The organism is Cellulomonas sp. CW35 (genome assembly GCF_052378485.1).
GTDB lineage: Bacteria > Actinomycetota > Actinomycetes > Actinomycetales > Cellulomonadaceae > Cellulomonas > Cellulomonas uda.
Window position 1 is genome coordinate 899,674 of record NZ_CP199000.1, and the last position, 12,938, is coordinate 912,611.

Sequence of the window (12,938 nt, forward strand, 5' to 3'; positions counted from 1 at the left end):
GGAAGGAGGCCGCGATGAGGCGGACCGTCGCCCTGCTCGGCGCGTGCGTGCTCGCGCTGCTCGCCGCGTGCGGCCCGAGCACGCCCCCCACGGACCCGGCCGCCGTCACCACCACCACGCCCGGGCCCCGCCCCTCGCCGTCCGCCGAGCGCGTCACCGTACGGGTCGCCGCGCTCGCGGGCCCGACGACGATCGGTCTGCTCGGCCTGATGCGGGACGCGGCCGCGGGCACCGCGCGCCAGGACTACCGGGTCACCACGTACGGCACGCCCGACGAGGTGGTCCCGCAGCTCGTGCGCGGCGACGTCGACATCGCGCTGCTCCCGGCGAACCTCGCCGCGGTCGTGCACCGGCAGACCCGCACGGACGCGGGCCCGGCCGTGCAGGCGCTGGCCGTCAACACGCTCGGCGTGCTCTCGGTGCTCGAGCACGGGACCGACGTCCGCTCGCTCGCCGACCTGCGCGGCCGCACGGTGCTCTCCACCGGCAAGGGTGCGAGCCCGCAGTACGTGCTCGAGCACCTCCTGCGGCGCGCGGGCCTGACGCCCGGCACGGACGTCACCGTCGAGTACGTGCCCGAGCCCACGCAGGTCGCCGCGGCCCTCGCCGCCACGCCCGGCACGGTGGGTGTCCTGCCGCAGCCGTACGCGACCGCGGTCACCGTGCAGGAGCCGGACGTGCGCGTCGCGGTCGACCTCACGCAGGCGTGGGTGGACGTCGAGCCCTCGTCGCAGCTCGTCACGGGAGTCACGGTCGTGCGGACCGCGTTCGCGCGCGAGCACCCCGGCGCGCTCGCCGACTTCCTCGCCGACGACGCGCGCTCCGTCGCGTTCGTGACCAGCTCGCCGCAGGACGCCGCACCGCTCGTCGTCGAGGCGGGGCTCGTGCGGTCCGCGCCCGTCGCGCAGGCCGCGATCCCCGCGTGCCACCTGGTGCTGCTCACGGGCGACGAGATGCGTGCCGCGCTCGAGGGCTACCTGGCGGTGCTGCACGCCGCCGAGCCGCGGTCGGTCGGCGGGGCGCTGCCGGGGGACGACTTCTACCTGGGTGCGACGTAGGCGGCGCAGGATGACGGGCCGCCAGGTGAGGGGCCGCCGACGGGCGACGACGCAGCGGGCGCGGGCGGCCGTGGCGGTCGTCGGCTGGCTCGTCGTGTGGCAGCTCGCCGCCGCGGCGGTCGACCAGCACGTCCTGCTCGTCGGACCGTGGGACGTGGCGGTGCGGCTCACCGAGCTGGTGCCGACGAGCGCGTTCTGGGCGGCGGTGACCCGCACGCTCGTGAGCATCGCCGCGGGCTTCGTCCTCGCGGTCGTCGTCGGTGTCGCGCTCGCGGCGGCGTGCGCCGCGTCGCGGTGGGCGGACGCGGTCGTCGCGCCCGTCGTCGTGACGGTGCGCGCCACGCCGGTGGTCAGCTTCATCATCCTGGTGCTCGTGTGGACCGACGCGTCCCGCCTCGCGCTCGTGGTCGCGTTCCTCATGGCGCTCCCGGTCCTGCACGCGACCGTGCTCGAGGGCATCCGGGCGCGTGACGTGCGGCTGCTGGAGATGGCGCGCGTGTTCGCGGTCCCGTGGCCGCGGCGGGTCACCGCGGTCGACGTCCCGCAGGTGCTGCCGTTCCTCGTCGCGGGGTGCCGCACGGGTGTCGGTCTGGCGTGGAAGGCGGGCATCGCGGCCGAGGTCATCGGCCTGCCCGCCGGGACGATCGGTGAGCAGCTCTACCAGGCGAGGCTGTTCCTGGCGACGGCGGACGTGCTCGCGTGGACGGTCGTCGTCGTCGTGCTCGCGGCGCTCACCGAGCGCGTCGTGGTCGCGGCCCTCGACCGTGCTGGCGGTCGGGGCGGCGAGCCGGTCCGTCGCCGCCCGTCGGGCCTCGAGGCGGGGGGCGTCGCGTGATCGCGCTGCACGACGTCACGGTCCGGTACGGCGGACGCACCGCGCTCGCCGGCCTGTCGGCCGTGCTGCCCGGGGCCGGTGTGACCGCGGTGACCGGGCCGAACGGTGCGGGCAAGACGACGCTCGGCCGGGTGCTGCTCGGGCTCGTGCCGCCGTCGTCGGGCCGCGTGACCGGGCTCGACGGGCTGCGCCGCGCGGCGGCGTTCCAGGACCTGCGGCTGTGCGAGCACCTGTCGGCGGTCGCGAACGTCCGGCTGGTGCTGCCGCGGTCGGTGCGCGCGGTGGCCGTCACCGACGCGCTGGATTGCGTCGGTCTCGACGGGCGCGCGTGGCACGTCCCCGTGCGCACGCTGTCCGGCGGTCAGCGCCGCCGCGTCGCGCTCGTGCGCGCGCTCGCGGGCGACGCGGACCTCGTCGTGCTCGACGAGCCGTTCACCGGGCTCGACGCCGCCGGGCGGGACGCGGTCCTCGCGTGGACGCGCGAGCGGCTCGAGGGGCGCACCGTCGTGCTCGTGACCCACGACCCGGGTGACGTCGCGTTCTTCGCGGCGACCGAGCTGCCGCTCGTGCCGGCCGACGCCGGGCCGTGGCCGCCGCAGAATGCGCTGGACGGCGGTCGATAGCCTCACGCGCATGTACGTCCCGGTGTTCAACGCCATCGACGACGACGACGCGCGTGCGCTCGTGCGTGCCGTCGGGTCCGCCGAGCTCGTGACCGTGGGTCCGGACGGGTTCCCGGTCGCGACGCTGCTGCCCGTGCTGTGGGACGAGGACCGGCTGATCGCGCACATGGCGCGGGGCAACGGGCAGTGGCGGGGGATCGAGCCAGGCTCGCCGGCGCTCGCCATCGTGGCGGGAGACCAGGCGTACGTGTCGCCGTCCTGGTACGCGTCGAAGGCCGAGCACGGGCGCGTGGTGCCGACGTGGAACTACTCCGCGGTGCACCTCACGGGCCGCGTCACGGTGCACGACGACCCGCGGTGGGTGCGGGACGCGGTCACGCGGCTCACGGACGCGCACGAGGCGCACCGGTCGCAGCCGTGGCGCGTGACCGACGCGCCCGAGGTGTTCGTGACCAAGCAGCTGCGCGCGGTCGTCGGGGTCGAGCTCGTGGTGGAGCGCGTGGAGGGCAAGGCGAAGCTGAGCCAGAACCGGTCCGCGGCCGACCGTGCGGGCGTCGTCGCCGGGCTGCGCGGCGAGGCGGCGGCGGGTGCCCGGGCCGTCGCCGAGGCGATGCGCACGGACTGAGGTCCCGGGGGTTGTGGCGGAGCCGGTCCGCGCGTAACGTACAACCACATGGTTGTAGGAACAGGCGTCGCCCAGCTCGACCAGGACGAGGTCGACCGGATCTTCGGCGCGCTCGCCGACGCGACCCGGCGCGACATCGTCGTGCGCGTGCTGCGGGACGAGCAGTCGGTCTCGGCGCTCGCCCGGCGGTACTCGATGAGCTTCGCGGCGGTCCAGAAGCACGTCGCGGTGCTCGAACGGGCGGCGCTCGTGCACAAGCGTCGGCAGGGACGTGAGCAGATCGTGAGCGGCGACGTCGAGACGGTCCGGGCGGCAGCCCGGCTGCTCGACGCGTACGAGGCGGTCTGGCGCGGCCGGGTGGACCGGATCGCGGACCTCCTCGCGCAGGACGACGACCACCAGCAGCACCCGCCCACCCAGGACGAGAGGGACCCGTCATGACAGTCGTCAGCACGACCAAGGACACGCAGGCGCTCAGCCTCGTGATCGTCGCGGAGCTCGCCGCACCGCCCGAGAAGGTGTGGCAGATCTGGGCCGACCCGCGCAAGCTCGAGCGCTGGTGGGGCCCGCCCGAGTGGCCCGCGACGTTCCCGGACCACGACTTGCGCGTCGGCGGCCACGTCTCGTACTTCATGACGGGCCCGGACGGCGAGAAGGCGCACGGCTGGTGGACGTTCCTGGCGATCGACGAGCACAGGTCCATCGAGTTCGAGGACGGGTTCGCCGACGACGCAGGACAGCCGTCCGACGAGATGCCGACCATCCACGGGCGCGTGACGTTCGAGCCGCTCGAGGGCGGCACCCGGATGACCGTGACGTCGCGGTTCGACACCCTCGAGGACCTCGAGAAGCTCGTCGCGATGGGGATGGCCGACGGCATGACGGCCGCCATGGGCCAGATCGACGCGGTGCTGGCCGATGCCTGAGGGGACGGTGAGCGGCCCCGCCTCGTACTTCCCGTCGATCGAGCGGACGTACGCGCAGCGCTGACCACGCGGGCGGGCTCGAGGCGCGAGTCCCGGCCGGCTCAGAGCGGCTTGCCCGCCCGGAGCTCGGCGACGAGGGACGCGACCACCGCGTCGAGCTCGCCCGCGTTGCGCCGCGCGACCGCGCGCTGGCGCTGGTAGGACGCGCCCCGGCGCAGCACCACGCGCACCTGGTCGAGCTCGTCGGCGCAGCCGAGCCGCTCGGCCACGGGCGCGAGCACCTCGAGCCAGCGGGACACCGAGTCCGTGACCAGCTCCTCGTCGCCGGCCGCGTCGGTGATGACGATCGCGTCCATCCCGTAGCGCGCCGAGCGCCACTTGTTCTCCTGCACGAACCAGGTCGGCATGCTCGGCAGCGGCTCGCCCGCGTCGAGGAGCGTCGAGAAGTGCTCGACGAGGCAGTGCGTCAGCGCTGAGATCGCGGTGACCTCGAGCAGGTTCGTCGCGCCGTCGGCGATGCGCATCTCGAGCGTCCCGAACCGGGGCGACGGGCGGATGTCCCAGCGCACCTCGTCGAACTGGTCGATCACGCCCGTGTGCATCATGTCACCGACGTACTGCTCGAGCTGCGACCACTCCTCGAACTGGTACGGCAGGCCCGCCGTGGGCAGCTGCTGGAACAGCAGCGCGCGGTTCGACGCGTAGCCGGTGTCCTTGCCGTTCCAGAACGGCGACGACGCCGACAGCGACTGGAGCTGCGCGAACACCGTCAGCATCGCGCGCGAGATCGGCAGCACCTTGGCCCGGTCCTCGACGCCGACGTGCACGTGCACGCCGTAGATCAGCATCTGCCGGCCCCACCACTGCGTGCGGTCGATCAGCGTCGCGTAGCGCTGCTTGTCGCTGACCTTCTGCGTCGCCCAGTTCGCGAACGGGTGCGTGCCGCCGCCCATCAGGTCGATGCGCAGGGGAGCGGCGGCCGCGGCGACCTCGTCGAGCGCGCGCTGCAGGTCCCGCCCCGCCTCGGCGACCGTGCGGCACTTGCCCGAGGAGATCTCGACCGTGTTCCGCAGGAGCTCCTGCGTGATGTTGGGGTGGTCGTGCCCGACGGTGTCGAAGATCGCGTCGGCCGCCTGGCGCAGGTCGCCCGAGTCGGCGTCGACGAGGGCGACCTCCCACTCGAGGCCGACCGTCGAGCGCTCGCTGCGGGCGAACGGCAGGTGCACGGGTGCGGCCATCACGCGTCCCCCGGGGTGCTGGTGCGGGTCTCGAGCGGCTCGACGACGAGCACGCTCTGCTGCCCGGCGATGCGCGTCAGGACGATCGTGCCCGTCGCCTCGCCCCGCAGGTCGAGCTGGCGGCGCAGCTGCTCGGGCACCACGGCGGTGCCGCGCTTCTTGATCGTGAGCCGCCCGACGCCGCGCTCGCGCAGGTAGGTGCGCAGGCGCTTGAGACCGAACGGCATGCGGTCGAGGACGCGGTAGCCCGTCGCGAACGGGGTCGCGCTGCGCTCGTCGGACGTCACGTACGCGATCGTCGGGTCGACGAGGCGTCCGCGCACGTCGAGCGCGACGTCCCCGACGAGGCCGGCACGGATCACCGCCCCGTCGGGCTCGTACAGGTAGCCCCCGAGCTCGCCGACGTGCGCGGCCGCGGGCTCGTCGGGTGCGAGGACGTGCGCGGTGCCGCCCGCGAGGACGAGCGCGGACCGCCCGGGGCCCTCGGGTGCGAGGGGCCCGAACCACAGACCCAGCTCGACGACGTCACCGTCGACCGAGACCCACTGCGCGCGCGCGTCCGCGGGCAGGTCGCGGTGCGCGACGCCCGGGCCGAGCTTGAGGCCGAGGGCGGGGACGCGCTCGCGTACGGCGAGCACCGCGTCGAGCGGCGGTGCGTACGCGGCCGGGTCGTGGACGCGCGAGCCGCCGCCCGTGCGGCGGGCGGGGTCGGCGTAGACGCCGTCGACGTCCGCGAGGTCGAGCGCGAGGCCGTCGGTGTGCCGGACCTCGACCTCGGGGAAGTGGCGCAGGTTGACCGTGGCGATCGCAGCGGTCATCTCGTCGAGCTCGGCCGCGGTGACGCGCAGCCCGACGCCCGCGAACGCGAGCGCGTCCGCCCCGATCCCGCACGTGAGGTCCGCGACGTGCGTCAGGCCCGCGTCGCGGTACCGGCGCGCGTGGTGCGCGGCGACCTCGAGCCGGGTCGCCTGCTCGAGCCCGGCGGACGTGAACAGCATGCCGTCGGCGAAGTCGCCGAGCTTGGCGTGGGCCTTGGCGCGCAGCCGGGACTGGGTGAGCGCGGCCGCGACGAGCGAGGGGTGCAGCCCCTCGGCGCGCAGCCGCTCGCCCAGCGGCATCGCCAGCCGCTCGTCGTACGGCGGCAGGGCGGACAGCAGCGCCCACCCCTCGGGGGCGAGCAGCCGGCTGAGCCCGTCGGCATCCATGGCGGCGATCCTTCCACCTGTCGCGCGCCGCGGTGCACCGCACCGGGCGGCGGGTGGACACGGTTAGCACTCGCCTTGACCGAGTGCCAAGGCGTTCCTAGAGTGAGGGAACTGGCACTCTCGGTGTGAGTGTGCCAATGCGCCAGGCCTTCCGGCACCCGCGACGACGGTGGCTGGGCGCGACCCGCTGAACCACTCAACACGCGAAGGGGAGGTCCGCTGTGTCGGTCTCCATCAAGCCGCTCGAGGACCGGATCGTCGTGAAGCCGCTGGAGGCGGAGACGACGACGGCCTCGGGCCTGGTCATCCCGGACTCCGCCAAGGAGAAGCCCCAGGAGGGCGAGGTCCTCGCGATCGGTCCGGGCCGGATCGACGACAAGGGCAACCGTGTCCCGCTCGACGTCGCCGTGGGTGACAAGGTCATCTACTCGAAGTACGGCGGCACCGAGGTCAAGTACGCCGGCGAGGAGTTCCTGATCCTCTCGGCGCGCGACGTGCTGGCGGTCGTCGCCAAGTGATCGCCCGCCGGCTCGCGCCGCCGTCCGTGTGACGGTGACCGCGGTCGGCGACGACGAGGGCCCCCGTCCTGGTGGGCGGATTCTCGGGGTCCTCGCAACACCTGATGGCTTATGTGGTTGTCAGTAGATCACGCAGACGCTCGGCTGGGGTTCTCCAGCCGAGCGTCTTGCGTGGTCGGCCGTTGAGTTGTTGGGCGACGTGTTCGAGGTCGGCCGGGGAGTGGATCGACAGGTCTGTGCCCTTGGGGAAGTACTGGCGCAGCAGCCCGTTGGTGTTCTCGTTCGAGCCGCGCTGCCAGGGCGAGTGCGGGTCGCAGAAGTAGACCGGCACCCCGGTCGCGATCGTGAACTGCTTGTGGGCAGCCATCTCGCAGCCCTGGTCCCAGGTCAGCGATCCGCGCAGGTGGTCTGGCAGGGTTGTGATCAGCGGGACCAGGACGTCGCGGACCTCCTCGGCGCTGTGCCCGCCGGGCAGGTGCCCGAGCATCACGTAGCGGGTCGAGCGTTCGACCAGGGTCACGATCGCGGAGGCCGACCCGGTGCCGACGATCAGGTCGCCCTCCCAGTGCCCGGGCACCGCTCGGTCCTCGACCTCGGCGGGGCGTTCACAGATCATCACCATCTCGTCAACGAACCGGGACGTGCGCTGGTCCGGGCTCGTGTGGGGTTTGCGGCGGGTCCGCCCGGTGCGCAGCGCGTCGGCGACCTCACGGCGCAGCCCACCGCGGGCCTGGACGTAGATCGCCTGGTAGATCGTCTCGGTGCTCACCCGCATGCTCTCGTCGTGGGGGAAGTCCTCGACCAGAGCGTGGCAGACCTGCTCGGGTGACCACCGCTGCGCGAGCTTCGCGGCGACGAACTCACGCAGCGGACCGTCGGCGGCGAGCTTGGCCGCCTTGGGACGGGCGCGGCTCTTGGCCCACGCCCGCTGGGCGGCATACGGGCGGTAGACGCCGTCGACGGACCGCCGGTCCAGCTCTCGTTTGATCGTCGACGCCGGCCGACCCAGTTGGCGACCGATCTCACGCAGCGAGGCATTCTGCCGGCGTAGGTCGGCGATCGTCTCCCGCTCGGCCAACGTCAAGAACCGCCGATCCAGCTCGGCCTCCAGTGCCGCGAGCGACACCATCTCGTGCGCTCGGACAAGGGTGGTCACGCCCGTCTTATAGTCCACCCGGCGCCCGTCGGGGTAGATCCGAGCCCCGCGGGTCTTACGAACGCCGCCGTCCCAGTCGCGTGCGGTGCGCTCGTTGACCCCGACCTGCTCAGCAGCGCGACGCCGGGATACACCCGCACGCCGCAGCCGCTGGTACTCACCCTTGCCCGGATGCGGCCCCCACCCCCCAACGCCCACGGAACGCAGACCGGCCTGGCGCACCCACCCCGCCGCCGTGTGCCGGCTCAGGCCGACCTCCCGAGCGGCGAGCGTCGCACTCCCGACACGGTCGAAGACCTCGAAGAACCTCATCTTGAGCTCTGGTGAAAGCACGATCCCCGCAACTCCCTGAAAACAGGGCGTTGCGGGGATCGCTAGAACCCGCCGTGGACGGGGGCCCTCGTCGTTCCCGGTGGGTCCCGGTGGTCTCTCGGTGCCCGAGGCGCCTCGCGGCGGTCCGGGCGGTGGCAGCAGCGGGAGTCAGGCGCTGGTGCGGGCGACGACCGTGCGGGCACGCTGGGCGAGCAGCGCTGCGCGCTCGTCCTCGGAGAGCCCGCCCCAGACGCCGTACGGCTCACGGACCGCGAGCGACTGCTCACGGCACTGCTCGAGCACGGGGCACGTGGCGCACACGGCCTTGGCGGCCTCGGCGCGGCGACGGCGGGCTGAACCACGCTCGCCCTCGGGGTGGAAGAACAGGTCGGGGTCGGCCTGGCGGCAGGCGCCTTCGAACTGCCACTCCCACAGGTCCATCACCGGTCCGGGCAACCTCGAGATCTCGGCCATGCGTCCTCCTCGTGCAATCGTCCGGCTGCGGATCCGGGCGATCTGGTGTCTGGCGGTGGTGCGGTGCTGGTGGGCGGTGACCAGGGTCCGAAGTCCCAGGCCGAGCCGCTGTCGTGACCGGAACGCTACAACCGAGTCAGAATCCGGTCAAGACCCGTTCGCGAGGCAGTCGTGACGCGGTTCGAGTCGCGTGTGTCCCGGTTTTCCCCGAACGGGGGACGGCTCGGGACCGCGCCGGTGCGCGCAGCCCGCGAGGCGACTGGCAGAATCGCGCCATGACCTTGTCGCCCGACGACGGCTCTGCCGCGCCCGAGCGCGACCCGTCGGACGACACCGTGGCGACCGCACCCCCCCGACGCCACGCCGCGCCGCTGACGGTCGCGGCCGTCGCCGCGCGCCTGGGCGTCGCGCCCGCGACGCTGCGCACGTGGGACCGCCGGTACGGGCTCGGCCCGTCCGAGCGCTCCGCCGGGTCGCACCGGCGCTACTCCGCGAGCGACGTCGAGCGGCTCCTCGTCATGCGGCGCCTCACGCTCGACGGCGTCGCACCCGGTGACGCCGCGCGCATCGCGAGCGTGACCGAGGTCGAAGGGCACGCGCAGCCCGGCCCGACGAACGTCGAGACCGCCCTGCAGGGCGGCGTCGGCGCTCGCCCGGGCGTGCCGTTCGGTGCGGGCACCCCCACCGCGCTCGTCGACGCCGCCCTCACGGGCGACGCCGCCACGTGCCGCGCGCTCGTCGCGCTGCCGCGCACGGCAGGTGTCGCCGAGCTCGAGCACTGGTGGACCGGGCTGCTCGAGCCGGCGCTCACCGAGCTCGCGCGTCGCACCGTGGTCGACCGGCCCGGGCAGGACGCGCCGCTCACCGTGCGGGCCGCGGCGGTCGAGGCCCTGCGCGCGTGGCTGCCGGCCGCGCCGCGCGGCGGGGGAGTCGTCCTCGTGCTCGTCCCGGAGGGCCAGGAGCGCCCGCTGCTCGTGCACGCGCTGACCGCCGCGCTCGTCGCCGCCGACGTCGACGCGCGGGCCGTGGGCGGGCCGACGAGCGTGCACCACGTGCTCGAGCTCGTGGTCATGACCCGGCCCGGCGCGGTCGTCACGGTCTCGCGACGCGCCGACGTGGACCTGGCGCATGTCGCCCAGCTCGCGCATGCTCATCCCGGGCTCGCCCAGTTCGTCATGATTCCCGACACGACGTCCGACGTGCCCTCGGGTGCGTCGGTGACCCGATCCCGCACGTTCCGCGGACTGCTGCACGAGGTGCTCGCAGTCGCGGGTCGTACTCCGAACGGGTGAAGTCCCCGGTGGGCCGCGCCGCGGGCTGCGGGGGGAATGTGCCGGTGTCGGACGGGGCCATACCGTCCGATAGCAGCACATGCGGCCATCAAGCACCCATCCGGTACGCGGGACCCCCACCCGCCGCGCTGGACGGGCTCGCTAACGTCACGTACCCGAAGGGCCGATAGCACACGCAGGTCCCGATGGGGAACACCTGGAAGAAGGAGGACGCGATGGCGGGTGTGGTCGTCTGCCATGCCTCGACCGCCGTTCGTGAACGACTGGTCGTGACGTCGATCGGCGTGCCGACGCTGAGCCCGGTGCGAGCCGCCGCCACCGTCGACGAGCTGCTCGCGCACGCACGTCGCGTCCCGCCGACGGTCGTGCTGCTCGATGCGCACATCCCGGCGCCCGGCGCCGGTGAGGCGATCCGTCGGTTGCGCGCCGTCGCGCCCGGCGTCGCCGTGGTGCTGCTCGCGCAGCCCGACGACTCGGCGGCCCTCGACCGGGCGCTCGCGCTCGGTGCGCGGGGGTTCCTCGCGCCGGACGTCGGCCGTGCGGAGCTCTCGGCGGTCGCGGCGCACGTGCTCGCGAGCCCGGTGCTGCCCGGCGGGCAGCGGCCCGTTGTGGACGTGCCGCGTCCGGCGGTGCCCGCGGCGGACGCCGAGGGCGGCGCGGGTGTCGCGCAGGAGCCGGTCAAGCCGGCCGTGACGCTCACGAAGCGGGAGATCGAGGTCCTCGTCGGCATGAGCAACGGGCGGTCGAACGCGCAGATCGGGGCCGAGCTGTTCCTCTCGGAGGACACGGTCAAGACGCACGCGCGGCGGCTGTTCCGCAAGCTCGGCGCCAACGACCGGGCCCAGGCCGTGGCGATCGGCCTGCGCGGTGGTCTGATCCGCTGAGCCGCAGTCGTGGACGGGCGGCCGTAGGGGGCGGCGGGCGACGTATCCTGAGCGGATGACGGGACCCGACTCGCCGGCCGACCCCTTCGCTCGCATCGGCCTGACCTACGACGACGTCCTCCTGCTCCCGGGAGAGACCGACGTGATCCCCAGCGAGGTCGACACGACCTCGCGGCTCACGCGTGAGATCCACGTCCGCGTCCCGCTGCTCTCGGCCGCGATGGACACCGTGACCGAGTCGCGCATGGCCGTCGCCATGGCGCGCCAGGGCGGCATCGGCATCCTGCACCGCAACCTGTCGATCGCCGACCAGGCGCACCAGGTCGACCGGGTCAAGCGCTCGGAGTCCGGCATGGTCTCCGACCCCGTGACCGTGTCCCCGGACGCGACGCTCGCCGAGCTCGACGAGCTGTGCGGCCAGTACCGCGTCTCCGGCCTGCCGGTCGTCGACGACGAGCGCCGCCTGCTCGGCATCATCACCAACCGCGACCTGCGGTTCGTGCCGGTCGGCGAGTTCGCGACGCGCCGCGTGCGCGAGGTCATGACCGCGATGCCGCTCGTCACGGCGCCCGTCGGCATCGACCGCGACGACGCGGCGGCGCTGCTCGCCAAGCACAAGATCGAGAAGCTCCCGCTGGTCGACGACGCGGGCGTGCTGCGCGGCCTCATCACCGTCAAGGACTTCGTGAAGTCCGAGCAGTACCCGCTGTCGACCAAGGACGCCGAGGGCCGGCTCGTCGTCGGTGCCGCGATCGGCTTCTTCGGCGACGCGTGGGAGCGCGCCACGGCGCTCGTCGAGGCGGGGGTCGACGTGCTCGTGGTCGACACCGCGAACGGCCACGCGCGGCTCATGCTCGACATGGTCCGCCGCCTGAAGTCCGACCCGGCCACGCGCGGCGTGCAGGTGATCGGCGGCAACGTCGCCACCCGCGAGGGCGCGCAGGCGCTCGTCGACGCGGGCGTCGACGCCGTCAAGGTGGGCGTGGGACCGGGCTCGATCTGCACGACGCGCGTCGTCGCCGGCGTCGGGGTGCCGCAGGTGACCGCGATCCACGACGCGTCGCTCGCCTGCAAGCCCGCGGGCGTCCCGGTGATCGGCGACGGCGGTCTGCAGTACTCGGGCGACATCGCCAAGGCGCTCGTCGCGGGCGCCGACACGGTGATGCTCGGATCGCTGCTCGCGGGCTGCGACGAGTCGCCGGGCGAGCTCGTGTTCGTCAACGGCAAGCAGTACAAGCACTACCGCGGCATGGGCTCGCTCGGTGCGATGGCCTCGCGCGGGCGCATCTCGTACTCCAAGGACCGCTACTTCCAGGCCGACGTCGCGTCGGACGAGAAGATCGTCCCCGAGGGCATCGAGGGGCAGGTGCCGTACCGCGGGCCGCTCGCGGCCGTCGCGCACCAGCTCATCGGCGGTCTGCACCAGTCGATGTTCTACGTCGGCGCGCACACCATCCCGCAGCTCCAGCAGCGCGGGAAGTTCGTGCGCATCACGGCGGCGGGGCTCAAGGAGTCCCACCCGCACGACATCCAGATGACGGTCGAGGCGCCGAACTACTCGTCGCACCGCTGACCCCTCCCGAACGGCGGCCGCCCCTGCGGGGGTGGCCGCCGTTCGTCGTCCGGGGCAACCCCGCGAGACTCAACGTTTCACCCATGGGCCGGACGGTGCGGCGTGGATACCGTCTTCCCACCTCATGCCGTGGGGTCGGCGGCGCTCGTATGTGAGCGCTCAACCGGCCGTTCCGGGCGCGGTACCACTCGCACGACGCCGTGCGGCGCGTGCGCGACG

At 73.7% G+C, this 12,938-nt stretch carries 14 protein-coding genes; 10 read left to right on the forward strand and 4 right to left on the reverse strand.

Annotation, left to right across the window (positions count from 1 at the left end):
• The first annotated feature begins 14 nt into the window (after positions 1-14).
• From ACT17Q_RS04315 to ACT17Q_RS04340, 6 genes are read left to right on the forward strand one after another with little or no spacing between them, the layout of a single operon-like run.
• A complete protein-coding gene (locus ACT17Q_RS04315; protein WP_444664913.1) occupies positions 15-1,058 on the forward strand; it encodes an ABC transporter substrate-binding protein in 1,044 nt (347 codons plus the stop codon).
• 10 nt (positions 1,059-1,068) lie between these two features.
• The gene (locus ACT17Q_RS04320) at positions 1,069-1,893 is read left to right on the forward strand and encodes an ABC transporter permease (RefSeq protein WP_444664914.1); all 825 of its coding nucleotides are present in this window, start codon (positions 1,069-1,071) and stop codon (positions 1,891-1,893) included.
• A complete protein-coding gene (locus ACT17Q_RS04325) occupies positions 1,890-2,516 on the forward strand; it encodes an ABC transporter ATP-binding protein (RefSeq protein WP_444664915.1) in 627 nt (208 codons plus the stop codon). Before ACT17Q_RS04320 ends, ACT17Q_RS04325 begins: the two co-directional genes overlap by 4 nt.
• Positions 2,517-2,526: 10 nt before the next feature.
• Entirely contained in the window at positions 2,527-3,141 is a 615-nt protein-coding gene (locus tag ACT17Q_RS04330) for an FMN-binding negative transcriptional regulator (RefSeq protein WP_444664916.1), read from the forward strand.
• A 48-nt stretch (positions 3,142-3,189) separates the two neighbouring features.
• Positions 3,190-3,582 carry an ArsR/SmtB family transcription factor gene (locus tag ACT17Q_RS04335; protein WP_141321977.1) on the forward strand — a complete coding sequence of 131 codons (393 nt, stop codon included), beginning with the start codon at positions 3,190-3,192 and terminating at the stop codon, positions 3,580-3,582.
• A complete protein-coding gene (locus tag ACT17Q_RS04340; protein ID WP_094180678.1) occupies positions 3,579-4,067 on the forward strand; it encodes an SRPBCC family protein in 489 nt (162 codons plus the stop codon). The genes ACT17Q_RS04335 and ACT17Q_RS04340 overlap by 4 nt, the downstream gene beginning before the upstream one ends.
• Positions 4,068-4,168: 101 nt before the next feature.
• Here ACT17Q_RS04340 and ACT17Q_RS04345 read toward each other — a convergent pair whose 3' ends face one another.
• Together ACT17Q_RS04345 and ACT17Q_RS04350 are read right to left on the reverse strand one after the other, a co-directional pair.
• The gene (locus ACT17Q_RS04345; protein WP_094180677.1) at positions 4,169-5,305 is read right to left on the reverse strand and encodes a glutamate--cysteine ligase; all 1,137 of its coding nucleotides are present in this window, start codon (positions 5,303-5,305) and stop codon (positions 4,169-4,171) included.
• Positions 5,305-6,510, reverse strand: a complete 1,206-nt coding sequence (locus tag ACT17Q_RS04350; RefSeq protein ID WP_268531516.1) for a class I SAM-dependent methyltransferase — start codon at positions 6,508-6,510, stop codon at positions 5,305-5,307. Before ACT17Q_RS04350 ends, ACT17Q_RS04345 begins: the two co-directional genes overlap by 1 nt.
• 221 nt (positions 6,511-6,731) lie before the next feature.
• Between ACT17Q_RS04350 and groES the strand changes: the two genes are divergently transcribed.
• Positions 6,732-7,028 carry a co-chaperone GroES gene (gene groES, locus ACT17Q_RS04355; protein ID WP_094180675.1) on the forward strand — a complete coding sequence of 99 codons (297 nt, stop codon included), beginning with the start codon at positions 6,732-6,734 and terminating at the stop codon, positions 7,026-7,028.
• A 109-nt stretch (positions 7,029-7,137) separates the two neighbouring features.
• Here groES and ACT17Q_RS04360 read toward each other — a convergent pair whose 3' ends face one another.
• Both ACT17Q_RS04360 and ACT17Q_RS04365 read right to left on the reverse strand, forming a co-directional pair.
• Positions 7,138-8,496 carry an IS30 family transposase gene (locus tag ACT17Q_RS04360; RefSeq protein ID WP_444664917.1) on the reverse strand — a complete coding sequence of 453 codons (1,359 nt, stop codon included), beginning with the start codon at positions 8,494-8,496 and terminating at the stop codon, positions 7,138-7,140.
• A gap of 168 nt (positions 8,497-8,664) precedes the next feature.
• Positions 8,665-8,970, reverse strand: coding sequence for a WhiB family transcriptional regulator (locus ACT17Q_RS04365; RefSeq protein WP_094180674.1), 306 nt, complete (start codon positions 8,968-8,970; stop codon positions 8,665-8,667).
• A gap of 275 nt (positions 8,971-9,245) precedes the next feature.
• Here ACT17Q_RS04365 and ACT17Q_RS04370 point away from each other — a divergent pair, with 275 nt between their 5' ends.
• The 3 genes from ACT17Q_RS04370 (at position 9,246) to guaB (ending at position 12,719) form a co-directional block, all read left to right on the forward strand.
• Positions 9,246-10,262: a MerR family transcriptional regulator gene (locus ACT17Q_RS04370; protein WP_141321964.1), complete on the forward strand. Its 1,017-nt coding sequence runs from the start codon at positions 9,246-9,248 to the stop codon at positions 10,260-10,262.
• 185 nt (positions 10,263-10,447) lie between these two features.
• The gene (locus ACT17Q_RS04375) at positions 10,448-11,146 is read left to right on the forward strand and encodes a response regulator transcription factor (RefSeq protein WP_243860722.1); all 699 of its coding nucleotides are present in this window, start codon (positions 10,448-10,450) and stop codon (positions 11,144-11,146) included.
• 55 nt (positions 11,147-11,201) lie between these two features.
• Positions 11,202-12,719, forward strand: coding sequence for an IMP dehydrogenase (gene guaB / locus ACT17Q_RS04380; protein ID WP_094180673.1), 1,518 nt, complete (start codon positions 11,202-11,204; stop codon positions 12,717-12,719).
• Positions 12,720-12,938 lie beyond the last annotated feature (219 nt).

Coding starts and splice junctions, on each gene's coding strand:
- ACT17Q_RS04315 (WP_444664913.1), top strand. CDS start 15: ATGAGGCGGACCGTCGCCCTGCTCGGCGCGTGCGTGCTCGCGCTGCTC.
- ACT17Q_RS04320 (WP_444664914.1), top strand. CDS start 1,069: ATGACGGGCCGCCAGGTGAGGGGCCGCCGACGGGCGACGACGCAGCGG.
- ACT17Q_RS04330 (WP_444664916.1), top strand. CDS start 2,527: ATGTACGTCCCGGTGTTCAACGCCATCGACGACGACGACGCGCGTGCG.
- ACT17Q_RS04335 (WP_141321977.1), top strand. CDS start 3,190: ATGGTTGTAGGAACAGGCGTCGCCCAGCTCGACCAGGACGAGGTCGAC.
- ACT17Q_RS04340 (WP_094180678.1), top strand. CDS start 3,579: ATGACAGTCGTCAGCACGACCAAGGACACGCAGGCGCTCAGCCTCGTG.
- ACT17Q_RS04345 (WP_094180677.1), bottom strand. CDS start 5,305: ATGGCCGCACCCGTGCACCTGCCGTTCGCCCGCAGCGAGCGCTCGACG.
- ACT17Q_RS04350 (WP_268531516.1), bottom strand. CDS start 6,510: ATGGATGCCGACGGGCTCAGCCGGCTGCTCGCCCCCGAGGGGTGGGCG.
- ACT17Q_RS04360 (WP_444664917.1), bottom strand. CDS start 8,496: ATGAGGTTCTTCGAGGTCTTCGACCGTGTCGGGAGTGCGACGCTCGCC.
- ACT17Q_RS04365 (WP_094180674.1), bottom strand. CDS start 8,970: ATGGCCGAGATCTCGAGGTTGCCCGGACCGGTGATGGACCTGTGGGAG.
- ACT17Q_RS04370 (WP_141321964.1), top strand. CDS start 9,246: ATGACCTTGTCGCCCGACGACGGCTCTGCCGCGCCCGAGCGCGACCCG.
- ACT17Q_RS04375 (WP_243860722.1), top strand. CDS start 10,448: ATGGGGAACACCTGGAAGAAGGAGGACGCGATGGCGGGTGTGGTCGTC.
- guaB (WP_094180673.1), top strand. CDS start 11,202: ATGACGGGACCCGACTCGCCGGCCGACCCCTTCGCTCGCATCGGCCTG.